The organism is Pseudomonas sp. 11/12A, assembly GCF_000800055.1.
Classification (GTDB): domain Bacteria; phylum Pseudomonadota; class Gammaproteobacteria; order Pseudomonadales; family Pseudomonadaceae; genus Aquipseudomonas; species Aquipseudomonas mohnii.
This window is the reverse complement of the sequence record NZ_JUGV01000001.1, coordinates 6,100,093-6,123,628: the sequence shown is the minus strand read 5'-3', so window position 1 is coordinate 6,123,628 and position 23,536 is coordinate 6,100,093. Positions and strand designations below refer to the sequence as shown.

At 61.7% G+C, this 23,536-nt stretch carries 19 protein-coding genes; 18 read left to right on the top strand and 1 reads right to left on the bottom strand.

Translation table 11 applies throughout. The features are described 5' to 3' along the window. Positions 1 to 67: 67 nt before the first annotated feature. From GQ39_RS27960 to GQ39_RS27875, 18 genes are all read left to right on the top strand, one after another. Complete coding sequence (locus GQ39_RS27960) at positions 68 to 2,185, top strand: TonB-dependent copper receptor (RefSeq protein ID WP_047536924.1); 2,118 nt, start codon at positions 68 to 70, stop codon at positions 2,183 to 2,185. Between the two features lie 107 nt (positions 2,186 to 2,292). After that, complete coding sequence (locus GQ39_RS27955; protein WP_047536921.1) at positions 2,293 to 3,672, top strand: PepSY-associated TM helix domain-containing protein; 1,380 nt, start codon at positions 2,293 to 2,295, stop codon at positions 3,670 to 3,672. A 179-nt stretch (positions 3,673 to 3,851) separates the two neighbouring features. After that, positions 3,852 to 4,640, top strand: coding sequence for an ABC transporter ATP-binding protein (locus tag GQ39_RS27950; protein ID WP_047536918.1), 789 nt, complete (start codon positions 3,852 to 3,854; stop codon positions 4,638 to 4,640). Beyond that, positions 4,637 to 5,596: an ABC transporter substrate-binding protein gene (locus tag GQ39_RS27945; RefSeq protein WP_047536914.1), complete on the top strand. Its 960-nt coding sequence runs from the start codon at positions 4,637 to 4,639 to the stop codon at positions 5,594 to 5,596. The genes GQ39_RS27950 and GQ39_RS27945 overlap by 4 nt, the downstream gene beginning before the upstream one ends. Next, positions 5,593 to 6,603, top strand: coding sequence for a FecCD family ABC transporter permease (locus GQ39_RS27940; RefSeq protein ID WP_047536912.1), 1,011 nt, complete (start codon positions 5,593 to 5,595; stop codon positions 6,601 to 6,603). The genes GQ39_RS27945 and GQ39_RS27940 overlap by 4 nt, the downstream gene beginning before the upstream one ends. A gap of 73 nt (positions 6,604 to 6,676) precedes the next feature. Then, positions 6,677 to 6,976, top strand: a complete 300-nt coding sequence (locus GQ39_RS27935) for a hypothetical protein (protein WP_081997989.1) — start codon at positions 6,677 to 6,679, stop codon at positions 6,974 to 6,976. Between the two features lie 224 nt (positions 6,977 to 7,200). Next, a complete protein-coding gene (gene urtA, locus GQ39_RS27930) occupies positions 7,201 to 8,466 on the top strand; it encodes an urea ABC transporter substrate-binding protein (RefSeq protein WP_047536907.1) in 1,266 nt (421 codons plus the stop codon). A gap of 158 nt (positions 8,467 to 8,624) precedes the next feature. Beyond that, positions 8,625 to 10,127 (top strand): urea ABC transporter permease subunit UrtB, encoded by a 1,503-nt coding sequence (gene urtB / locus GQ39_RS27925; RefSeq protein ID WP_047536904.1) that lies wholly within the window; start codon positions 8,625 to 8,627, stop codon positions 10,125 to 10,127. Continuing rightward, complete coding sequence (urtC, locus tag GQ39_RS27920; RefSeq protein WP_047536902.1) at positions 10,127 to 11,206, top strand: urea ABC transporter permease subunit UrtC; 1,080 nt, start codon at positions 10,127 to 10,129, stop codon at positions 11,204 to 11,206. Before urtB ends, urtC begins: the two co-directional genes overlap by 1 nt. A gap of 10 nt (positions 11,207 to 11,216) precedes the next feature. Continuing rightward, positions 11,217 to 12,086 (top strand): urea ABC transporter ATP-binding protein UrtD, encoded by an 870-nt coding sequence (urtD, locus tag GQ39_RS27915; protein WP_047536900.1) that lies wholly within the window; start codon positions 11,217 to 11,219, stop codon positions 12,084 to 12,086. A 109-nt stretch (positions 12,087 to 12,195) separates the two neighbouring features. Next, entirely contained in the window at positions 12,196 to 12,894 is a 699-nt protein-coding gene (gene urtE, locus GQ39_RS27910; protein WP_047536898.1) for an urea ABC transporter ATP-binding subunit UrtE, read from the top strand. Positions 12,895 to 12,937: 43 nt separating this feature from the next. After that, positions 12,938 to 13,774: an urease accessory protein UreD gene (locus GQ39_RS27905; protein WP_047536895.1), complete on the top strand. Its 837-nt coding sequence runs from the start codon at positions 12,938 to 12,940 to the stop codon at positions 13,772 to 13,774. A 139-nt stretch (positions 13,775 to 13,913) separates the two neighbouring features. Next, the gene (ureA, locus tag GQ39_RS27900) at positions 13,914 to 14,216 is read left to right on the top strand and encodes an urease subunit gamma (RefSeq protein WP_007937143.1); all 303 of its coding nucleotides are present in this window, start codon (positions 13,914 to 13,916) and stop codon (positions 14,214 to 14,216) included. Between the two features lie 9 nt (positions 14,217 to 14,225). Further along, the gene (locus tag GQ39_RS27895) at positions 14,226 to 14,759 is read left to right on the top strand and encodes a GNAT family N-acetyltransferase (protein WP_047536891.1); all 534 of its coding nucleotides are present in this window, start codon (positions 14,226 to 14,228) and stop codon (positions 14,757 to 14,759) included. Between the two features lie 6 nt (positions 14,760 to 14,765). Continuing rightward, a complete protein-coding gene (locus GQ39_RS27890; RefSeq protein ID WP_047536889.1) occupies positions 14,766 to 15,299 on the top strand; it encodes a GNAT family N-acetyltransferase in 534 nt (177 codons plus the stop codon). Beyond that, positions 15,299 to 15,604 (top strand): urease subunit beta, encoded by a 306-nt coding sequence (locus tag GQ39_RS27885; protein ID WP_047536887.1) that lies wholly within the window; start codon positions 15,299 to 15,301, stop codon positions 15,602 to 15,604. Before GQ39_RS27890 ends, GQ39_RS27885 begins: the two co-directional genes overlap by 1 nt. Before the next feature lie 139 nt (positions 15,605 to 15,743). Further along, the gene (gene ureC / locus GQ39_RS27880) at positions 15,744 to 17,444 is read left to right on the top strand and encodes an urease subunit alpha (RefSeq protein WP_047536884.1); all 1,701 of its coding nucleotides are present in this window, start codon (positions 15,744 to 15,746) and stop codon (positions 17,442 to 17,444) included. 303 nt (positions 17,445 to 17,747) lie between these two features. Beyond that, positions 17,748 to 18,113 carry a DUF6124 family protein gene (locus GQ39_RS27875; protein WP_047536881.1) on the top strand — a complete coding sequence of 122 codons (366 nt, stop codon included), beginning with the start codon at positions 17,748 to 17,750 and terminating at the stop codon, positions 18,111 to 18,113. 116 nt (positions 18,114 to 18,229) lie between these two features. On the opposite strand, the gene GQ39_RS27870 is transcribed toward GQ39_RS27875, so the two are convergent. Continuing rightward, positions 18,230 to 23,479 (bottom strand): NEL-type E3 ubiquitin ligase domain-containing protein, encoded by a 5,250-nt coding sequence (locus GQ39_RS27870; RefSeq protein ID WP_047536878.1) that lies wholly within the window; start codon positions 23,477 to 23,479, stop codon positions 18,230 to 18,232. Positions 23,480 to 23,536 lie beyond the last annotated feature (57 nt).

Genomic DNA, 23,536 nt, shown 5'->3' with positions numbered 1-23,536 from the left:
GCTCGGTCCCACAGGGATTGCGCAGGTTGTCGGCCGTGTCGTTTACGACTGTTCGATGGAAATTGTCATGTCCAGGTTTTCTGCTGACTCACGCTTGAGCTCTGCCCAGGCCTCTTTTACCCTGAACGAAGCCAGCATCCGCTTCAGGCACACCACCGCCATCCTGTGCGGTGCCCTTCTGGCGCCGGTGGCGCTGGCCGATGAACACGCTAATCATGTTGAAGAACTGAGCCCGACCGTCATCACCGCCGTTGCGCCGAGTTCACCGCTGACCATCGTCACCAACCCCAAGGAGCCGCGCCAACCGGTGCCGGCCAGCGACGGTGCCGACTACCTGAAAACCATCCCCGGATTCGCCATGGTGCGTAACGGCGGCACCAATGGCGACCCGGTCCTGCGCGGCATGTTCGGCTCACGGCTGAACATCCTCACCGACGGCGGCATGATGCTCGGCGCCTGCCCCGGCCGGATGGATGCACCCACCTCGTACATTTCTCCACAAACCTACGACAAGCTGACCGTCATCAAAGGCCCGCAAACCGTGCTCTGGGGGCCTGGCGCTTCAGCCGGCACCATCCTGTTCGACCGTGAACCGGAACGTTTCGGCGAACTCGGCACCCGGGTGAATGCCAGCGTGCTGGCCGGTTCCAACGGCCGGTTCGACAAGCTGGTGGACGCTGCTGCCGGTGGGCCGCTGGGATACGTGCGCGTCATCGGCAACACCGCGCACTCCGATGATTATCGAGACGGCAACAACGACACCGTCGCGTCGCGCTACGACAAATGGAACGGCGACGTCGCTGTCGGCTGGACCCCGGACGCCGATACCTTGCTGGAACTGACCGCCGGCAAGGGCGACGGCGAGGCCCGTTACGCCGGGCGCGGCATGGACGGTTCGCAGTTCAAGCGCGAAAGCCTCGGCCTGCGCTTCGAGAAGTCCAACATCAGTGACGTCCTGGACAAGCTCGAGGCGCAGGTCTACTACAACTACGCCGACCACGTGATGGACAACTACACCCTGCGCACGCCGTCCGGCACCGGCATGATGGCCGGCCCCATGGCCTCTAACGTCGACCGCCGCACCCTCGGCGCCCGCATCAAGGCCACCTGGCACTGGGCCGATGTGCAGCTGATCAGCGGCATCGATGCGCAGACCAACGAACACCGCCAACGCAGCGCCATGGGTGTCGACACCTACCAGAACCTGCCCTACACCAAGGACGCTGACTTCCATAACTACGGAGTGTTCGGCGAGCTGACCTGGTATGCCGCCGAGCGTGACCGTTTGATCAGCGGCGCACGCCTGGACCGTGCTTCGGCCAAGGATTACCGGCAAACCACCGGCTCCGGCATGATGACCCGGCCCAATCCGACCGCCGACGACACCCGCGCCGACACCCTGCCCAGCGGCTTCATTCGTTATGAACACGATCTGGCTGACAGCCCGACCACGCTGTACGCGGGCCTCGGGCACACCCAGCGTTTCCCGGATTACTGGGAGCTGTTTTCGCCGAACTCCGGTCCTGCCGGTTCGGTGAACGCCTTCGATTCGATCAAACCGGAGAAAACCACCCAACTCGACGTCGGCCTGCAATACAAGACCAAAGCGCTCGAAGCCTGGGCCTCGGCTTATGTCGGTCAGGTGCGCGATTACATTCTGTTCGACTACACGCCGGGAATGATGGGCACCACCTCGCAGGCCGAGAACATCGACGCGCGAATCATGGGCGGTGAATTGGGCGCGGCCTACCAGCTCACCGACCGCTGGAAAGCGGACGCGACCCTGGCCTACGCCTGGGGCAAGAACAGCAGCGATGGCAGTGCGTTGCCGCAAATGCCGCCGCTGGACGCACGTTTTAGCCTGACTTACAGCGAAGACAATTGGAGCGCCGGCGCACTGTGGCGAGTGGTCGCCGCGCAAAACCGCATCGACCAGAACAAAGGCAATGTCGTCGGCAAGGACTTCGACAAGACCCCGGGGTTCGGCGTGTTCTCGCTCAACGGCGCCTACCGGATCAACCAGAACTGGAAGGTCAGTACTGGCGTCGACAACCTGTTCGGCAAGGCGTACGCCGAACACCTGAACCTGGCGGGCAACGCCGGTTTCGGTTACCCGGCCAATGACCCGCAAGCCATCAAGGAGCCCGGGCGCACGTTCTGGACCAAGGTGGATATGAGCTTCTAACCCTCGAGGGCAACCCGCTCCCCCTGTGGGAGCGAGCTTGCTCGCGATCGGTTGCGCAGCAACCGTAACAGACAACAAAAAGATCCAAGCCAAGCGGAGCACACACGATGAAACAGCCCAAAGTGAATTTCTACAACCTGGCCTGGCGCTGGCACTTCTATGCCGGCCTGTTCGTGGCCCCCTTTATGGTGATGCTGGCCCTGACCGGCACGATTTACCTGTTCAAGCCGCAACTCGATTCATTGATGTACAGCAGCCTGCTCAACGTCCCCGCCGGCCATCACACCGTCCCGGCCGACGACCTGCTCAAGCGCGTGAAAGACGCGTATCCACAAGGAACGATCAAGCAGTACCTGCCACCGGTCAACGCCGAACGCAGTGCCCAGTTCGTCGTGCTCAATGGCGGCAACGAACTGAATGTATTCGTCGACCCGTACCACGGCGACATCCTCGGCGAGCAAGATGCCAAGAAGAACCTGCAAGCCATCGCCCGTGCGATTCATGGCGAGCTGATGATCGGCACCGTGGGTGACCGACTCATCGAACTGGCGGCCGGTTGGGGCGTGGTACTGGTGGTTTCCGGGGTATTCCTGTGGTGGCCGCGCGGCCAGGCGGCGGGGATTCTGTGGCCACGCCTGAACAGTCGCGGACGGGTGCTTTGGCGTGACCTGCACGCTGTGACCGGGTTCTGGGGGGCCTCGCTGCTGCTGGTGATGCTGCTCAGCGGCATGACCTGGACAGGGTTCTGGGGCAAGCAATACGCCGAAGTATGGAACGTGTTCCCCGCCTCGATGTGGGATGACGTCCCCAAGTCCGACGTCGAGGCCCGCAGCCTCAACAGCGCCACGCGCCAGACCGTGCCGTGGGCCATGGAAAATACGCCGATGCCGATGTCCGGTGACCATGCCGAGCACATGGCCCATGGCGGCGCGCAAGCTGGCCCTGCGGCACCGGCCATCAGCCTGCAAGACGTGCAGAACATCGCCGTGCAACGCAAGGTCGAGCCGGGTTACAGCATCACCTTGCCGACCACCGCCACAGGGGTGTTCACCATCGCCGTGTTCGCCGATGATCCGCGCAATGACGCCACCCTGCATGTCGATCAGTACACCGGCAAGGTCCTCGCCGATGTGCGCTTTGAGCAATACGGCACCGTTGCCCGCGCCACGGAAATCGGCGTGATGCTGCACGAAGGCAAGATGTTCGGGGTGTTCAATCAGATCATTGTGCTGCTGATCTGCCTGATGATCCTGCTCAGCGCCGTCAGTGGCGTGGTGATCTGGTGGAAGCGTCGCCCACAAGGCAAGTTCGGCGTTCCGCCGCTGCGTCACGACCTGCCGAAATGGAAAACCGCGATGGTCATCATGTTCGCGTTGGCCGTGGCCTTTCCGTTGGTGGGTGCCTCGCTGGTGGTGATCTGGGTGCTGGATCGCGTGCTGTTTTCGCGCTTGGGCCGGCAAACTGAGTCGGCCTCATCTTCATCTTGAGACAGGCGAGATGCGCGGGGTTGTCAGCACTGTAGACTGCCCCGCGCATCACCCTGGCAGTTCCGGGTTTTCTTTCGGGCCCCTTCGCTGGCAAGCCAGCTCCCACAGAATTTGCACAACACCTGTGGGCGCTGGCTTGCCAGCGAAGAGGCCATAAGCTTCGCCTCAAGAGTAGCGGCATGACCTCGCTTCACCTCAACAACATCACCTGGTCGCCCCTGGGCCAGGGCCACTGTCATCACCAGTTCCAGTTGCGTGATGCTTCGCTGCACGTGGCTGCCGGTGAGTTCGTCGGCTTGATCGGCCCCAACGGCAGCGGCAAGACCAGCCTGTTGCGTTGCGCCTGGCGCTTCAGCAAACCGCAAAGCGGCGAAATCAGACTCGAGCATCACAACGTCTGGAAGCAATCCTCACGCTGGTGCGCGCAACGCATCGCCGTGGTTCTGCAGGAATTCCCCGATGCGTTCGGCCTGACCGTGAACGAAGTGGTCGCCATGGGTCGTACGCCCCACAAAGGCCTGTTCGATGGCGACTCCCTCGAAGACCGAAATCTCGCGGCCCAGGCCCTGGAATCAGTCGGCCTCAAGGGCTTCGAGGACCATGCCTTCTCCACCCTCTCCGGCGGTGAAAAACAACGTGTGATCCTCGCCCGGGCCCTGGCCCAGCAGCCACAATTGCTGATCCTCGACGAGCCGACCAATCACCTCGACCCGCGCTATCAGCTTGAGCTGTTGAGGTTGGTCAAGCGCCTGCAGATCGGCACATTGGCCAGCATCCACGACCTCAATCTGGCCGCCGCCTTTTGCGATCGACTGTACGTGATCAATCACGGCCGCATCGTCGCCAGCGGCACGCCCAAAGAAGTCCTCAACGCCGCGCTGTTGCGTAACGTTTTCGGCGTCGAAGCACTGATCGATGAACACCCCTTGCACGGCTACCCACGAATGACCTGGATAACCCGACCATGATTTTGCGCTCCCTGCTGCGCCGCAGTTTCACCCTCGTTTTACTGCTGGGCAGCGCCCACGCCTTGGCCGAGGCCACGCATTACCCGTTGACCATTCAGAGCTGCAACCGCGAGGTGACCTTCCAGCAGGCGCCAAAACACGCGGTCAGCCATGACATCAACATGACCCAGATGATGCTCGCCCTCGGCCTCAAGCCACAGATGGCCGGGTACAGCGGCGTGTCCGGCTGGAAGGCGGTGACGCCTGACATGCAAAACCTCCTCGACGGCCTCCCGGAACTGGCGGCGAAGTACCCGTCGGTGGAAACCCTGCTCAATGCCAACGTTGACTTCTTCTTCGCCGGCTGGGACTACGGCATGCGCGTGGGCGGCGACCTCACCCCCCAAACCCTGCAGCCATTGGGCATCAATGTCTATGAGCTGACCGAGTCCTGCGCCTTCGTGATGCAGCGCCCGCCGGCCACCCTGGAAGACACCTACAACGACCTGCGCAACCTCGGCAAAATCTTCGACGTGCAGGATCGCGCCAACGCCTTGATCGGTGCCATGCAGGCGCAAGTCGCCGAGATCCGCCAGGGTCTGCCCGCCGAAAAACCACGCGTGTTCCTCTACGACAGCGGTGAAGACCGGGCCATGACCTCGGGCCGCCTCGGTATGCCGCAAGCCCTGATCGACGCCGCTGGCGGGCGAAATGTGCTCGACGATGTCGAGGCAAGCTGGACACGGGTCAACTGGGAGAACGTGGTCGAACGCAATCCCCAGGTGATCGTGATCGTCGACTACAGCGAGATCACCGCCGATCAAAAGATCCGGTTTCTGCTGAACAACAAAGCCCTGCAATCGGTGGACGCGATCAAGCACCAGCGCTTCATCGTCATTCCTTACGTGCAGGCCACGCCGGGGATCGATAACGTGCTGGCCGTCGCCACCCTGGCCAAGGGTTTTCACGGCGAATGATTAACCGTCACTACCCCTGGTTGCTGATCGCGCTCGGCACGCTGTTGCTGATGTCGGCTGTGGTGTCACTGGGTTTCGGCCCGGCGCGGGTGCCGCTGGACGTCGTCTGGCGGATTCTGCTGCACAAGCTCCTCGGTCTCGGCGTACCCGACTGGAGCACCGGGCAGGAACACATCGTCTGGCTGATTCGCGTGCCACGGATGTTGCTCGGTGCACTGGTCGGTGCCGGGCTGGCGTTGATCGGCGCAACGCTCCAGGCGGTGACGCGCAATCCGCTGGCCGACCCCCACCTGCTCGGCGTGACCTCGGGCGCCACCCTGGGTGCGGTGATCGTGGTGTTGCATGTGGGTGAAATCGTCGGCCTGCTGACGTTGCCCATCGCGGCGTTTATCGGCGCCTTGTCGAGCATGCTGCTGGTGCTGATGATCGCCAACCGCAACGGTCGGCTGGACAGCGATCGCCTGCTGCTGTGTGGCGTCGCGGTGTCGTTCGTGATGATGGCGATGGCCAATCTGCTGCTGTTCATGGGCGATCACCGCGCCAGTTCGGCGGTGATGTTCTGGATGCTCGGCGGGCTCGGCCTGGCGCGCTGGGAATTGCTCGCGGCGCCGGCTGCCAGCGTTCTGCTGGGGCTGCTGTTGCTGCTCGGCATGGCCCGGCCGTTGAACGCGTTGATGGCAGGTGAACAAACCGCCGTGACGCTGGGGCTGAATGCACGAACGATCCGGCTACGGGTGTTCGTGATTGCCTCGCTGATGACCGGGGTGCTGGTGTCCATCAGCGGTTCCATCGGCTTTGTCGGGCTGATGGTGCCGCACATTGCGCGGCGTTTGGTCGGGGCGGAGCATCGGCGATTGCTGCCGGTGTGCGTGTTGCTTGGCAGCGTGTTTCTGGTCTGGGTCGATGTCGCCGCCCGTACCCTCATTGCCCCGGAAGACCTGCCCATTGGCGTCGCCACTGCGGCCATCGGCGGGCTGTTCTTCATCGGCCTCATGCGCCGCCGCTGATCCCTGTAGGCTCATTCCACCAGGACTCAACATTCCTTACACTGCGCATCTCACGACCCTCAGGATGAGCCTCATGTTGAAATCTGTTTTCCTGTCGTTGCTGGTATTCGGCGCCAGCGCCGCATGGGCCGATACCACCGTCGATGTCTCGAAGATCTACGGCAAGATCCAGTTCGTCGACAGATTCCCGGACTACAAGGTGCAGGTGGTGGACTTCTTTCCCGACCTGAAGGTGCAGCAGGTCGACTTGTTCCCGGACTCGCCAGGCAAGTGGAAAACCGTCGACAGCTTCCCGGATTACAAAATCCAGATCGTCGATTCCTTCCCCGATTTCAAGATCCAATACGTCGACTCATTTCCCGGCCCCAACTGAAGCTTTCTGCATCACCGCTGCCGCCACGCGGCAGCACCACAATGACGCATCCCTGCGCACCACCGCCCCGCCCTCGTCCCTTCGTGGTGCGCCGCCACCGCACGCAAGCGCACTAAAACGACATTTCCCTGTCTTTTCCCGACCGGGCACAGCCCTTGCTAAAGACCCTTCAGTAGTCCGCATCTGCCAACCAGAAAAATTCATAAGTTCATGGAGATCGCACAATGAAGCGTCGTAGCTTGATCAAGGCTTTCACACTCTCGGCATCGATTGCCGCGATGGGCATGACCTGGACCGTCCAGGCCGCCGAGACCATCAAGGTGGGTATTTTGCATTCGTTGTCCGGGACCATGGCGATCTCCGAAACATCGCTCAAAGACATGGCGCTGATGACCATCGACGAAATCAACGCCAAGGGTGGCGTGAACGGCAAGATGCTGGAGCCGGTAGTGGTCGACCCGGCATCGAACTGGCCACTGTTCGCCGAGAAAGGCCGCCAGTTGCTGACCCAGGACAAGGTCGCCGTGGTGTTCGGCTGCTGGACGTCGGTGTCGCGTAAATCGGTATTGCCGGTGTTCGAAGAACTCAACGGCCTGCTGTTCTACCCGGTGCAGTACGAGGGCGAAGAGATGTCGCCGAACGTGTTCTACACCGGCGCCGCGCCAAACCAGCAAGCGATCCCCGCAGTCGAATACCTGATGAGTGAAGAAGGCGGCAGCGCCAAGCGTTACTTCCTGCTCGGCACCGACTACGTCTACCCACGCACCACCAACAAAATCCTGCGCTCGTTCCTGCATTCCAAAGGCGTGGCGGACAAGGACATCGAAGAGGTCTACACCCCGTTCGGTCACAGCGATTACCAGACCATCGTCGCCAACATCAAGAAATTCTCCGCCGGCGGCAAGACCGCCGTCATCTCCACCGTCAACGGCGACTCCAACGTGCCGTTCTATAAAGAACTGGCCAACCAGGGCCTGAAAGCCACCGACGTACCGGTCGTGGCGTTCTCGGTGGGCGAAGAAGAACTGCGCGGCATCGACACCAAGCCGTTGGTGGGCAACCTCGCGGCGTGGAACTACTTCGAATCGGTGGAGAACCCGGTGAACAAGAAGTTCGTCGCTGACTGGAAAGCCTACGCCAAGAAACACAACCTGCCGGGCGCCGACAAAGCGGTGACCAACGACCCGATGGAAGCCACTTATGTCGGCATCCACATGTGGGCCCAGGCCGCAGAAAAAGCCAAGTCCACCGACGTCGACAAAGTCCGCGAAGCCCTCGCCGGCCAGACTTTCGCTGCGCCGTCCGGCTACACCCTGACCATGGACAAGACCAACCACCACCTGCACAAGCCGGTCATGATCGGCGAGATCCAGGGTGATGGTCAGTTCAACGTGGTCTGGCAGACCGAAGGCCCGATCCGCGCCCAACCGTGGAGCCCGTTCATTCCGGGCAACGACAAGAAGCCGGACTATGCGGTGAAGAGCAACTAAGCCACTGGAGGTCGGGCCCGGGCATTCGGACCCGACACAAATCCCTGTGGGAGCGAGCCTGCTCGCGATGACGGCAGCACATTCAAGATCTCTGTGACTGACCCATCGCTATCGCGAGCAGGTTCGCTCCCACAATGTCCGCGTCAAGGCGACTCTCTATGTCCACGGCCCTTTACCGCCTCATCCTCGCCATCGCACTCTTGCTGCCAATGGCTACCTACGCCGGCGACGCCGAAGACTTCGTCGCCGCCAATCCCGTGCAGCAGGCCAAACTGCTGGAAGCCTGGGCCGCGCAGCCCGATCCGGCGCGCATCGAACTGATCAACGCCCTGCAACAAGGTGAGTTGAGCATCGACGGCCAGCCGAAAACCCTGCGCCTGAACAACCGCCTGCGGGGTCTGATCGACACCGCGCTGGCCAGCCATCAACTGCTCGCCGCCGACGCCAAAATCCGTCTCGGTGCCGCGCAGCAATTGCAGAAAAGTGCCAAACCCGCGCAACTGAAATTCCTCGACCAGCAACTGGCTGGCGAAAAGGACGAAACCGTTCACGCCGCCCTCAGCCTGGCCCTGGCCAATCTGCAATTGGTCGACAGCGACCCGGCCGTGCGCCTCGCCGCGGTGCGACTGCTGGGCGAAACCGGCGACCCGCTGGCCCGCACCCGCCTCGAAAGTCTGCTGGAACCGGGCGTCGAAACGGATGCCGGCGTGCGCACCGCCGCCGAAACCAGCCTGGCTCAAGTCAAACGCAAACTGCTGGTCGGCGAGTTGCTCGGCCAGGCTTTCAGCGGCATGTCACTGGGCTCGATCCTGTTGTTGGCGGCGCTTGGCCTGGCGATCACCTTCGGCCTGCTCGGCGTGATCAACATGGCCCACGGCGAGATGCTGATGCTCGGCGCCTACTCGACCTACGTGGTGCAGTTGATGTTCCAGCGCTTTGCCCCGCAGGCCATCGAGTTCTATCCGCTGATCGCCTTGCCGGTGGCGTTTTTCGTCACGGCGGCCATCGGCATGGCCCTTGAACGCACGGTGATTCGTCACCTCTATGGCCGCCCGCTGGAAACCCTGCTCGCCACCTGGGGCATCAGCCTGATGCTGATTCAGCTTGTTCGATTGGTGTTCGGCGCGCAGAACGTCGAAGTGGCCAACCCGGCCTGGCTGTCGGGCGGGATTCAAGTGCTGCCCAATCTGGTGCTGCCGTACAGCCGCATCGTCATCATCGCCTTCGCGCTGTTTGTGGTGGTGCTGACCTGGCTGCTGCTGAACAAGACCCGCCTGGGCCTGAACGTGCGCGCCGTCACCCAGAACCGCAACATGGCCGCCTGCTGCGGCGTGCCCACCGGCCGCGTGGACATGCTCGCCTTTGGCCTCGGCTCGGGCATCGCCGGCCTCGGTGGCGTGGCCCTGAGCCAGATCGGCAACGTCGGCCCGGACCTGGGCCAGAGCTACATCATCGATTCGTTCCTGGTGGTGGTGCTCGGTGGCGTCGGGCAATTGGCCGGTAGCGTGCTGGCGGCCTTCGGCCTGGGCATTGCCAACAAGATTCTCGAACCGCAAATCGGTGCCGTGCTCGGCAAGATCCTCATCCTCGCGCTGATCATTCTGTTCATCCAGAAACGTCCGCAAGGCCTCTTCGCACTGAAAGGACGGGTGATCGACTGATGAACCAGCCCCTGCTCGTTACCGCAACACAAAAAGCCGGCCCCAAAGTCACGATTGCCGTGGGTGCAGTCATCCTGATCCTGCTGCTGGCGTTGCCGTTGCTGTCGCTGTTATCGGCGGACAGCGCCTTTCACGTTTCGGCCTACACGCTGACGCTGGTGGGTAAAATCCTGTGCTACGCCATCGTCGCCCTGGCGCTGGATCTGGTCTGGGGCTATGCCGGATTGCTGTCCCTCGGCCACGGTTTGTTCTTCGCCCTGGGCGGCTATGCGATGGGCATGTACCTGATGCGCCAGGCTTCGGGCGATGGCCTGCCGGCGTTCATGACCTTCCTGTCATGGACCGAACTGCCCTGGTTCTGGACCGGCACCAGCAGCTTTCTCTGGACCTTGTGCCTGGTCGTGCTGGCGCCAGGGTTGCTGGCGCTGGTGTTCGGTTTCTTCGCCTTCCGTTCGCGGATCAAGGGCGTGTATTTCTCGATCATGACCCAGGCCCTGACCTTCGCCGGCATGCTGTTGTTCTTTCGCAACGAAACCGGGTTTGGCGGCAACAACGGCTTCACCAACTTCCGCACGATCCTCGGCTTCGGCATCACCGAACCGGGCACCCGCGCCGTGCTGTTTTTCGCCACGGTGCTGTTGCTGGTGGCGAGCCTGTTCATTGGCTGGCGCCTGGCGCAGAGCAAGTTCGGCCGAGTGCTGACCGCGCTGCGCGATGCGGAAAACCGCCTGATGTTCTGCGGCTACGACCCGCGCGGCTTCAAGCTGTTCGTCTGGGTGCTCAGCGCAGTGTTGTGCGGGCTGGCCGGTGCGTTGTACGTGCCGCAGGTCGGCATCATCAACCCCAGTGAAATGTCGCCGACCAACTCCATCGAAGCGGCAGTCTGGGTGGCACTGGGCGGTCGCGGCACGCTGATCGGCCCGCTGCTCGGCGCCGGCGTGGTCAACGGCATGAAGAGCTGGTTCACCGTGGCGTTCCCTGAGTACTGGCTGTTCTTCCTCGGCGCGCTGTTCATCGTCGTGACCCTGTACCTGCCCAAGGGCGTGATCGGTTTGCTGAAGAAGAACGGCGAACAATGAGGATTGTAAAATGAGAACCACTGCGACGGCTGAATTCATGCTCGAACCAGCGTTTTTCCCCGTGGAGCCCAACAAGGACGCCGGCACCAGCCGCGACACGATCGGCCTCGGCCAGCGCGCCGGCAAAGGCCTGAACACTCGGCACGGCACCATCCTGACCCTGGAAGACATCAGCGTCAGCTTCGACGGCTTCCGCGCACTGAACAACCTGAACCTGTACATCGGCGTCGGCGAGTTGCGCTGCATCATCGGCCCCAACGGCGCGGGCAAGACCACGTTGATGGACGTGATCACCGGCAAGACCCGCCCCAGCCACGGCAATGCCTGGTTCGGCGAAACCCTGGACCTGACGCAGATGAGTGAAGTGCAAATCGCCCAGGCTGGCATTGGTCGCAAGTTCCAGAAGCCCACGGTGTTCGAAGCGCTGAGCGTGTTCGAGAACCTGGAACTGGCGCAGAAAACCGACAAGTCGGTATGGGCCAGCCTGCGGGCACGGCTCAGCGGCGAGCAGAAGGATCGCATCGCCGAAGTGCTCGACACCATCCGCCTGACCCCTTCGGTCAATCGCCCCGCCGGTTTGCTCTCTCACGGCCAGAAGCAGTTCCTGGAAATCGGCATGTTGCTGATGCAGGACCCGCAACTGCTGTTGCTCGACGAACCGGTGGCCGGCATGACCGACGCCGAAACCGAATTCACCGCCGAGCTGTTCAAGCGCCTGGCCGGCAAGCATTCGCTGATGGTGGTGGAACACGACATGGGCTTCGTCGGCTCGATTGCCGACCACGTCACCGTGTTGCACCAGGGCAGCGTACTGGCCGAAGGGTCGCTGGAGCAGGTGCAGGCCGATGAGCGAGTTATTGAGGTTTATTTGGGTCGGTGAATCGGCCAGCTACAAGCTTTCAGCTACAAGCGGCAAGTTACGAGCGAAAAGCCGTCCGGCTTTTTCTTGCAGCTTGTAGCTTGCCGCTGACAACTGCCCGGAGGGCCCTATGCTGCAAGTCGACAAACTGCACCAGTACTACGGCGGAAGCCACATCCTGCGCGGCCTGACGTTTGACGTGAAGGTCGGCGAAGTCACCTGCCTGCTCGGGCGTAACGGCGTGGGCAAGACCACGCTGCTCAAATGCCTGATGGGCCTGCTGCCGGCCAAAGAGGGCGCGGTGAATTGGGAAGGCAAACCGATCACCACGTTCAAACCGCATCAAAGGGTGCATGCCGGGATCGCTTACGTGCCCCAGGGCCGGGAAATTTTCGGGCGCCTGACCGTGGAAGAAAACCTGCTGATGGGCCTGTCGCGCTTTCCCGGCTCCGAAGCCAAAGCAGTGCCGGCGTTCATCTACGAGCTGTTCCCGGTGCTGCTGCAAATGAAGCACCGACGCGGCGGCGACCTGTCCGGTGGCCAACAACAGCAGCTCGCCATCGGCCGCGCCCTGGCCAGCCGTCCACGCCTGTTGATTCTCGACGAGCCCACCGAAGGCATCCAGCCGTCGGTGATCAAGGAGATCGGTGCAGTGATCAAGAAGCTCGCAGCTCGCGGTGACATGGCGATTTTGCTGGTGGAACAGTTCTACGACTTCGCCGCCGAACTGGCCGATCAATACCTGGTGATGTCACGGGGCGAGATCGTGCAACAGGGTCGCGGTGAAAATATGGAAGCCGAGGGTGTGCGCGGCCTGGTTACCATCTAAAGTTGCGATCTGATCCGTAGCATCCTAACGATAATTAGACATCATGAATCTACCCGCCTCGCCGTTGTTCACGCCCAGTTGGCATGCCGAACTCGAACTGGCTTACGCCCGTTTCGGTGACAGCACACGTCCGGTGCAGCGCCGCCACCTGGGCCCGTTGCGGGTGCAGAAGCACCTGTACGCCGAAGGGCCGCAGGTCTGCCAGCACATCATCGTCCACCCGCCGGGCGGAATCGCCGGCGGTGATCGCCTGAACATCTCGGCCAGCGTCGGCCGCGATGCCTGGGCACAGATCACCAGCCCCGGCGCGGCCAAGTGGTATCGCGCCGCCGGCCCCGCTTATCAGCAATTGAAATTGCAGGTCGCGGCCGGTGCGACACTGGAGTGGTTGCCACAAGAGACGATCGTTTTCAGCGCGGCGCAGGCTGAACTCAGCACCGCCATCGACCTTGAAGGCGATGCGCGGTTGTTCTACTGGGATGTCGTCGCCCTGGGTCGCCCGGCCAGCGGCGAGCGTTTCGACCTCGGACACTTTCAGGCGCAACTGGATATCCGCCGCGATGGCCAGTTGCTCTGGCACGAACGCCAGCGCATTGTCGGGGCTGACGGTTTGCTCGACTCACCGATTGGCCTGGACGGGCAACCGGTGTTCGCCACCCTGTTGGTGACCGGGGAAATCGATAGCGATTTGTTGGAGCGTTGTCGCTCGCTGCCCCATGCCGTACGCGGGGATCTGACGCAATTGCCGGGGCTGTTGGTCGCCCGGTGCCTGGCCAGCGAAGCGCTGCTGGCCCGTGGCTGGCTGATTGATGTGTGGCGAATGCTCAGGCCTGTGTTGCTCGGCCGTGAAGCGGTCCCACCCCGAATATGGAACACCTGAACACTGATCCCTGTGGGAACTGGCTTGCCAGCGATGCTTTTGGCGACCTTGAGGTCCCCATCGCTGGCAAGCCAGCTCCCACAGGGGTCGTGTTTATGTACCCGAATACCTTTTTAATCTGCCCTGATGGATTGCACCAATGGACCTGACCCCACGCGAAAAAGACAAGCTGCTGATCTTCACCGCAGGCCTGGTGGCCGAGCGGCGTTTGGCGCGCGGCGTAAAACTCAATTACCCGGAGGCCATGGCCTACATCTCCGCGGCGCTGCTCGAAGGTGCCCGCGATGGCCAGACCGTGGCCGAGTTGATGCACTACGGCACCACCCTGCTCAGTCGCGAGCAAGTGATGGAAGGCATCCCGGAAATGATCCCGGAGATCCAGGTCGAAGCGACTTTTCCCGACGGCACCAAACTGGTCACCGTCCATCAACCGATCGCCTGAGACCACGCCATGACTTACCACATCCGCGATGCGGTACATGCCGACCTGCCGGCCATCCGCGACATCTACAACGACGCCGTGCTCAACACCACGGCCATCTGGAACGAACAGGCCGTGGACCTGGGCAATCGCCAGGCCTGGTTCAGCGCCCGGCAATCCCAGGCGTACCCGATCCTGGTAATCGTCAACGCCGAAAACCAGGTGCTGGGCTACGCTTCATTCGGCGACTGGCGGCCTTTTGATGGCTTTCGTCACACCGTCGAACATTCGGTTTACGTCCGCAGCGACCAGCGCGGCAACGGCCTCGGTCCTCGGCTGATGGAGGTGCTGATCGAGCGCGCCAAGGGATGCGACAAACACGTGATGGTGGCCGCCATCGAAAGCGGTAACGCCGCGTCCATTCGCCTGCATGAGCGCATCGGCTTCGTGACCACCGGGCAAATGCCTCAGGTGGGCACCAAGTTCGGGCGCTGGCTGGACCTGACCTTTATGCAATTGACCCTCAATCCTGGCGCGCAACCCCCGAGCGCCAACAAGGAGTGATACCCCATGAACCCCGCCCAACTGCGACGCGTCAATGTTGAGAGTTTTGCGCACTATCGTCAGGGCTTGATTGATCTGCTTCTGGACGCCGTGGGCTATGGCGCCAGCGTCGGTTTCATGGCCGACCTGGATGCAACTCAGGCCCGCGCGTATTTCGATGAAGTCCAGGAAAACCTGAACAAGGGCCATGTGCTGCTGTGGGTGGTGGTCAAGGACGAACAAGTGCAGGCCAGTGTGCAACTGACCCTGTGCCAGAAAGCCAACGGCCTGAACCGTGCCGAAGTGCAAAAGCTGCTGGTGCGCGAACACGCGCGGCGCCGTGGGTTGGGCCAACAGTTGATGAATGCACTTGAGCAAGCGGCCCTGCAGCACAAGCGCGGCATGCTCTACCTCGATACCGAAGCGGGCTCTGTGGCGGAAGATTTCTACAAGGCCCTGGGTTACACCCGAGCCGGCGAAATCCCCGACTACGCCTGCGACCCGAGCGGACGCTACAAGCCGACCGCCCTCTACTACAAGATTCTGCAAGGAGCCCATTGATGATTCCCGGTGAATACCAGATCCAGCCCGGCAACATCGAACTCAACGCTGGCCGTCGCACCCTGAGCCTGACGGTGGCCAACAGCGGCGACCGGCCGATCCAGGTCGGCTCGCACTACCACTTCTTCGAAACCAACGACGCCCTGACCTTCGACCGCGCCGCCAGCCGAGGCATGCGCCTGAACATTCCCGCCGGCACCGCCGTGCGCTTCGAGCCGGGGCAGAGCCGCGAGGTCGAGCTGGTCGACCTGGCCGGGCATCGACGAGTGTTCGGGTTTGCCGGGCGGATCATGGGAAATCTCTGATTAAGGCAGTGTCTGTTCCGGCCCCTTCGCGAGCAGGCTCGCTCCCACAGGGAAATGCGATCAACTGTGAGAGCGAGCCTGCTCGCGAAAGTGAGCGCAGCGAACGATTTCAAATTCAATTGAATCTCAAGGCAAACGAATGAAAATTTCCCGTCAGGCCTACGCCGACATGTTCGGCCCCACCGTCGGCGACAAGGTGCGCCTGGCCGACACCGACCTGTGGATTGAAGTGGAAAAAGACTTCACCACCTACGGCGAAGAAGTGAAATTCGGCGGCGGCAAAGTGATCCGCGATGGCCAGGGCCAGAGTCAGTTGCTCGCCGCCGACGTGGTCGACACCCTGATCACCAACGCGCTGATCATCGACCACTGGGGCATCGTCAAGGCTGACGTCGGCCTCAAGGACGGGCGCATCGCCGCGATCGGCAAGGCCGGCAACCCGGATGTCCAGCCCGATGTCACCATCGCCATTGGCGCCGGCACCGAAGTCATCGCCGGCGAAGGCATGATCCTCACCGCCGGCGGTATCGACACGCACATCCACTTCATCTGCCCGCAGCAGATCGAAGAAGCGCTGATGAGCGGCGTCACCACCATGATCGGCGGCGGCACCGGCCCGGCCACCGGCACCAATGCCACCACCTGCACTTCCGGCCCGTGGCATTTGGCCCGGATGCTTCAAGCCGCCGATGCCTTCCCGATGAACATCGGCCTGACCGGCAAAGGCAACGCCAGCCTGCCGGGGCCGTTGATCGAGCAGGTCAAGGCCGGCGCCATTGGCCTGAAGCTGCACGAGGATTGGGGCACCACGCCCGCGAGCATCGACAACTGCCTGAGCGTCGCCGACCAGTACGACGTGCAGGTAGCGATCCACACCGACACCCTCAACGAATCCGGCTTCGTCGAAACCACCCTCGCCGCCTTCAAGGGCCGCACCATTCACACCTACCACACCGAAGGCGCGGGCGGTGGTCATGCCCCGGACATCATCAAGGCCTGCGGTTTCGCCAACGTGTTGCCGAGTTCCACCAACCCGACCCGGCCGTTCACCCGCAATACCATCGACGAGCACCTCGACATGCTGATGGTCTGCCATCACCTGGACCCGAGCATTGCCGAAGACGTGGCCTTCGCCGAAAGCCGCATCCGCCGCGAGACGATTGCCGCCGAAGACATCCTCCACGACCTCGGCGCGTTCTCGATGATCAGCTCCGACAGCCAGGCCATGGGCCGCGTGGGCGAGGTCATCACCCGCACCTGGCAAACCGCCGACAAGATGAAAAAGCAGCGCGGCCCGCTGCCCGGCGACGGTGAAGGCAACGACAACTTCCGCGCCAAACGCTACATCGCCAAATACACCATCAACCCGGCGATCACCCACGGCATCAGCCATGAAGTGGGCTCGGTGGAAGTCGGCAAATGGGCCGACCTAGTGCTCTGGCGCCCGGCGTTCTTCGGGGTCAAACCGACGCTGATCCTCAAGGGTGGCGCCATCGCCGCCAGCCTGATGGGCGACGCCAACGCTTCGATTCCGACGCCGCAACCGGTGCATTACCGCCCGATGTTCGCAAGTTACGGCGGCTCGTTGCACGCCACCAGCATGACCTTCATCAGCCAGGCCGCACAGGAGGCAGGCCTGCCCGAAGCCCTGGGCCTGAAGAAGAAAATCGCCGTGGTCAAAGGCTGTCGCCAGGTGCAGAAAACCGACCTGATCCACAACGACTACCTGCCGAACATCGACGTCGACCCGCAGACCTATCAGGTCAAGGCCGACGGCGTGTTGTTGTGGTGTGAGCCGGCGGATGTGTTGCCGATGGCGCAGCGGTATTTCCTGTTCTGAAGGTGAGCGGCTCGCCAAATAAAAACCCGATGGCGGTCACCCTCCATCGGGTTTGCTTTTTCTGCCGTACGCGTCAACAGGCTTAACTGTAGGCAATGGTCAAAGATTTTGTAGCTCTGATGACATAACCCTGAAAGCGCTTAAACAGGCCCTGTCGAAATGCGTTTAGCGGACAAAGACGCAACGTTTAGAAACGATGAAAACCCTTGAAAAATCGAGGAAGCATCCGACGTAGTTTTAGGGTTGGCCGTCGGAAGTCAGAGGGGTAGCGTGGCCACTCCAGACCTTCCACGGAGACTCTCCATGCCTAACGTCACCGACTCACCCGCTGGAACAGAAACTCAAAACACCGATGCGCACCTCTGCACGCCGTCAAAAAAGCTTCACCCTGCGGTTGATCGCGCACTGGACTATTACCTCAAACCCAATATGCCGACGACGGCCGCCACGCGTTCGCCCAGCACCATTTTTGTCGTTGCACCGGACGTCGACAACGAAACGCTATTGGCCCATGCCTGCGAGTCGTTGGCGTCGGCGAGCGTGATGGCGAGCGAGTTTGCCGGGATGCTGGACGGGGCCAGCCGCAACGCCATGCTGGCGCTTCAGCAGGTGATCATGCTCAGTGAGCTGGCGGTGAATCGGGTATTGGATAATCGTGCGCGAACCTGAAAAAGCGCTGTTCGGTTCAGGACCAACACCGTACCTGTGGCGAGGGAGCTTGTCGGAGCGCCGCCCCGGAACAAGCTCCCTCGCCACAGGTTTATGACTGTTGTACGGGCTCGCGGTTATTGACCAGGCTCAAGCTCAAGGCGCGGTAACCGGGCTCGTTCGATCGCTTGTTGAGTGATCGATTTCAGCGTCTGCCGGATCTGCCGGTCGATGTCGGTCAACGCTTTGATGTAGTCCTCATCACTCATGACCTGCCCCTCGCTGAAGGCGTTTTCGTCGCGGTTCAACTCGCGACAGAGCGCCTTGATCTCCGCCTCAAAAGCCACCTTCGCCGTCGGTTCCACGGCCTCGGAGCGACGCAGCAACGCATCTTGCAACTCCGTGGTCGCGTCGATCTGTCGCTTCAAACTGTCCAGTTCTTTCGCGCTGGAAGACTCCAGCCAGGTGTTCCACAAGGGCTGTTCAAGGATTCGATCCGTGAGCAAGTCGCCTTCCTCCAGCGCCACGATTCGCCGGAACGCCGCCTCGATCATTTCCTTGCTGACCCCGGCAATCTTGCGGAACTGCATGCCCCGGGCCTGCCACGGCAAATCAAGGCGCTGCGCCAGGTCAGTCATGTAAGCCAGGTGCACTTCCACCTCATCGATGGTCCCGGTGACATTGCCCTGCCCGTCGAGTCGCCGAAACCGCTCCCCCGCCGCCAACCGTGCCGCCACCCGTTGACGAGCGATGGCGCCCAATTCATCGAGCCTGGATTTGCCCTGGGCCAGCTCCAGCAACCGAGTTTCGATCAGGTCCGCGCTGCCCAGGGCGTAGGCCTCGTGAATCAGCACTTGCAGGCCCATGGCGTTGAACAGTTGCGTGCCGCCATCCACACACTCGGTGGGCGTGGCGGCCTCGTTGAACAACTTGACCCGCAGTTCGCTGTCCTTGGCCATGGCCTCGAGCATGCGCCAGACCTTGGCGGTCAAGTCCGTCTTGTAGGCGCCGCCCGCCGTGAAGTCGGCCGATTGAGTGAGCTTGCGGATTTCATTGAAGAATGGCACCGAGTCGAACTCATCCTCGACCTCGTTCCAGATTTCCTGTTTTTCCTGCCATTGCCGATCGGTCATGCCCATCCACCAGTCAGAGCTGTCCAGCGTGCCGCGCGGTGGGTACGGTCGCTCCGGGTCCATGCCCACCGATTCAATGTAGGACTTGAGGGTGTCGAGGTTATCCGGCGAAATCCAGCGGGGTTCACGGCTGATCAAGGTGCGCGCCAGCAGTTCGGCGCGAAACGAACCCGGTGCGACCTCCGGGATCCGGGTGATCGGGTTGTGTCGCAGATCGAGGTAAATACTGCGCGGCCGCGACTGGGAAAACAGTCCGACGGGCCAGCTGTCCAGGCCCGTTTCGTTGAGCAAAATGACCTGCAATTGCGGCATCCGGCTGATGTTCGGCGCGAGCTTCAACGGGTTGCCCCGCAAGCCCAGCGACCGCAATTGAACCAGCTTTTTCAGGCGATCCACCGCCAGCGCATCCAGTTCGATACGATTTTCATTGAAGGAAAGGTCCGTGAGATGACTCATCTCGTTGATCACCTCTGGAACGGCGGTCAGCAGGTTGTCCTGCAGGTTGAGATAACGCACCCGGCGAAACGAGCTGAGAAACCCCAGGTGCTCGTTGCGCAACTCGCCGCTGCGCACGCTCAGGCTGGTGACGTGATCGAAATTGGCCTCCAGTTTCGGCAGCGTCTCAAGCAGCCGACGGATCAGAGGAAAATCGTCGAGCTGCAGCCATTGCGTGTGCGCCACACCTGCCACTTGCACGCCCTCGGGCCCGCTGCGCTGCCAGCATTGCCGGATCACCTTGTAGAAGCGCTCCCGGGCGCGCAATTCGGCAATCCCTGACGGCGTGAAACGGAAGGACGCCGTCGGTGAAGTCATCCAGTTTTGCATCGTCCGGTTCAATTGATCGAACTCGGCCTCCAGCGCGGTCAGCCTTTCATGGGCCGAACCACCGTTCTGAGTGAACTCGGTCAACAGCGTTTCAACCTCTTGCGCAGTGAAACCCGGATACAGCGAACGAGCCCGGCGCCGCAATCCCATGCCGCGCGGGACCTGTGCATAACCTGGCATGCCGCCGCGCAAGCGCATGACGCTCGGGTCGTAGGACGGCTTGAGGACCGGGTTGTCCCGCAGGACCGGTTCGAACACGGATCGATCCAGCGGCAGTGCCTTTATCGCTTGCTCAAGTCCCGCAGCATCATGGATTTCATAACCCAGGGCTACGCGCTGTTGGTCGGGCAATGCGTGCAGCACGGCGGCATAAAGCGTGTCCGCGCCGTGCAGATGTTGATCGAGCGCATCCCGCGCTTCATATCGGCCATCCTCGCCCAGAATCAGCACCTTGCGGATCGGCGCGTCCTCCGGGCCAAGACTGTCGCGCAACGTGCCCGAAAATGAATATTCACGAATCTCCAGACGCAGGTCCGCAGGCCAGCCAGGCAGGGCTGCCAGGGAGTGCAGCTGCAGTCGCTCGGTGTCGGTGTTGTGCAATTCGCCGAGGTACAGGCCCTCATACGCTCGCGCCACCCTGAGCTGGTGCGCCGCTTCCCGGGCCTGTTGCGAAAGCCTCAAGGGCACGCGTTTTTTCTCGGCCAGATGCCGCAGGTCCGAAGGGTCTGCGTGATCCAGAAGCGCTTGCGCCACGCTGGTCGACAGCGAGGACTCGTCGCCCTTGAGCAAATTCAGTCGGGCATCGTCCGTACCCTCCCGGCGCTCGTACAACTTGTCGAACAAACGCCTTTTACTGCCTCGCGCCTGATCGGCCAGGCGATCGCGCAACGCCTTGACACGCGCCTTTGAATCCCCGGAAAACCACTGCCCCAGCATTTCGCGCAGGGCCTGTTCATCCAAGAACCCGACCACACGCCCAGGCAAGGCACCGGCCAACAAATCCTGCCAGGTCATTTGCAAGGTGTCGGCCGGCAACGCGTCGGCATAGCCCTCCTTGATCGCCGCCCCCGACAGGCCCGGCCCCTCGAACACTTCGATGGCCTTGCCCTCGGGCCAGCCTGGCAGTTCCGTCATGAAGCGCACGGCATAATCGCCCCAGTCCTGGCCGACTCGATTGGCCTGAATCTGTTCCGCACAGGCCTCGGCGTCGGCGTATGCCCTGAAGCGCTTGAGGGTATCGGTCAGCAGCGCGGGCGGGGTTTCGTGTTCCACGTGCAGCCGGCGCAATGCATCTTCGTGAACGCCACTGACGGTCAGGATCTGCTCCAGGGTTTGATCCGTGAATCCGTCCACCGAGGCGCCCAAACGCTGGAGCAATTGACGCCGATCCCATTCCAGCGGTTGATCAAGCTCCGTCTTCCACAGGCCCGCGCCGTTGTGTTCCAGCAAGGGTTGATAGGCGTTTGCACGGGTTGGGTGTTGCAGGCGATGCTGGCCCGTGTCCGGGTCCTGTTTGACTTCATAGCATTTTTCATCGATGCGCAGCAGGTCCCGATCCTGATGCCGGTACAAGCCTTTTTCACCGACGACGCCCTCCTTGGGCACGGTGACCGATTGCTCATAGGGCGTCAGATCCGGATTCCACAACCGCTGCTTGCCCGCGACCTCCACAGGCTTGAGCCCTTCGACGAAGGGCGAGACCTTGAGCGGTGTCAGCTGGCCGCTTGGCAATGCATGACCGGCGCTCATCAGCGCCAACTGTGCAAAGTTGATCAGCACGCCATTGAAGTAGGCAGAGGCCTCTTCCTTGTCGCCTTTGCTCCAGTCTTCGACACCTTCGGCTACCTCGGCGAGCATCTGCGCAATCATGATGCCGAGCATCGCTTCGCCCACGCCGGGCACCAGCATCGCGGCGAAATTGAACAGGTTCCAGCCGATGTCCAGGTAACTGGTCAGGCGCTTGAAGCGGGCGTTGGCGTCCTCATCGTCGGTCGGCACCGCGATGCGTCGGGCATCGGCGATGGCCTTGTCGCGGCGCTGCACGAACAGTGTCGCCCACAGATCGCCGGTGATCTGATTGGTAATGGGTTCCGCATCCGGATTCTCCACCGCCGTTTCGCGCCACCACGGCCCCATGTCCAGCGGCTCGCGTTGCTGCCAGGTAAACGTCTTGAGGCGCTCGTTGACCCGGTGGAAAAACAGCCCTTTGTCCTTTTGCGCCACGAACCGGCTGAAAAAGGCCTGGTACTTCGCGTCGCGCAGCTGTCCGATCAGGGTTTTCATGAACTCGGTCAGCGACGAGTATTCCTTGAGAGGATGCTCCGGATCATCCGGAACATAGGCGATCAAGTGGCCGGACAAACGACTCTGATGGTAGACGTCGTCCCGGCGCAGAAGCTCATCGCTGAGACCCTGGGGCCCATTGGCAAAAAACGCCTGCAGCAGTTTGAACCGCTCGTACTCTGTTCCGGGCAATACCGGGACACGCTGCGACCATTCGCTCCAGAACTTCAACCCTTCAGGGGTCAAGGCATCGATCGCCTGCTTGATCTGCGACGGATCGCTCACGGCGCTGAACAGCACGATGCCCGTCAACCGAAAGCCCATCAGCGACAATCGGTGGCACTGCAACGGCCGATCGTACAGCGTGGTATTGGCCTGGCTCTCGCGTATTTGCCTGAGCTTGCCGTAGGCATGGTCGCTGATATCGCCCTTCAATCGCGCGACCAGTGACGCCAGCTGAAACGTGGCTTTTTCACTGGCCACGGATTCGTCCTGCAAGGCGCTCCGGGCTTCGGCTGTTGCGGGCAGCAGGACGGATATGATGTGCCGCTGGTACTGTCCGCCAAGGTCGAGGCTGCGGCACATCGATGCAAACCCGGACAAGGAAATCGCGGGCTCAAGCGCAAGAGCGCCACGCTCATCCTTGCGATAGATGCCGGAGTTGATGCGCCAGGCGTCCTCGGTGGTTTCAGATTCCTCGAAATTGTGCAGCGCCGCCTCCAGCAACGTGGACTGCCGAACGCGACTGGCCCCGGTATCAATGACAAGGCCAATTTTGCTGGGCACTTCAAGTTGTACGCTGAGCCCGTCGATGCCTTTGACGTTTTTGAAATTCGATTGCATTGCCGTGCGCAGCAGTGGCTCGGCGAAGGCATTGATGTCGTGCTGCAAATCGCCCAGGGTCTTGTCCAGTACGCCTTGCAGACGCCCCTGTTCTTCAATCAATTCCTTCAGGTATTGGCGGTCGGTTTCCCGTGCACTGCTATACCACTCGGGGGGCTCTGGCCTGAGCGTTTCAAGGCTTTCCAGTCTCGACATCGAGGCCTTTTTGATCGCCTCAGGTAGTACCGCGAGTACACGACGGTAATAAACTCCATTATTTTGCGCGGGCGTTGCCCGCACGTTGCTTCCATGCAAATCAGACACTGTTCAATCACCTTGATGACAGGATAGGAAGCCACAGGTTCATTCACCGGAGCGGGA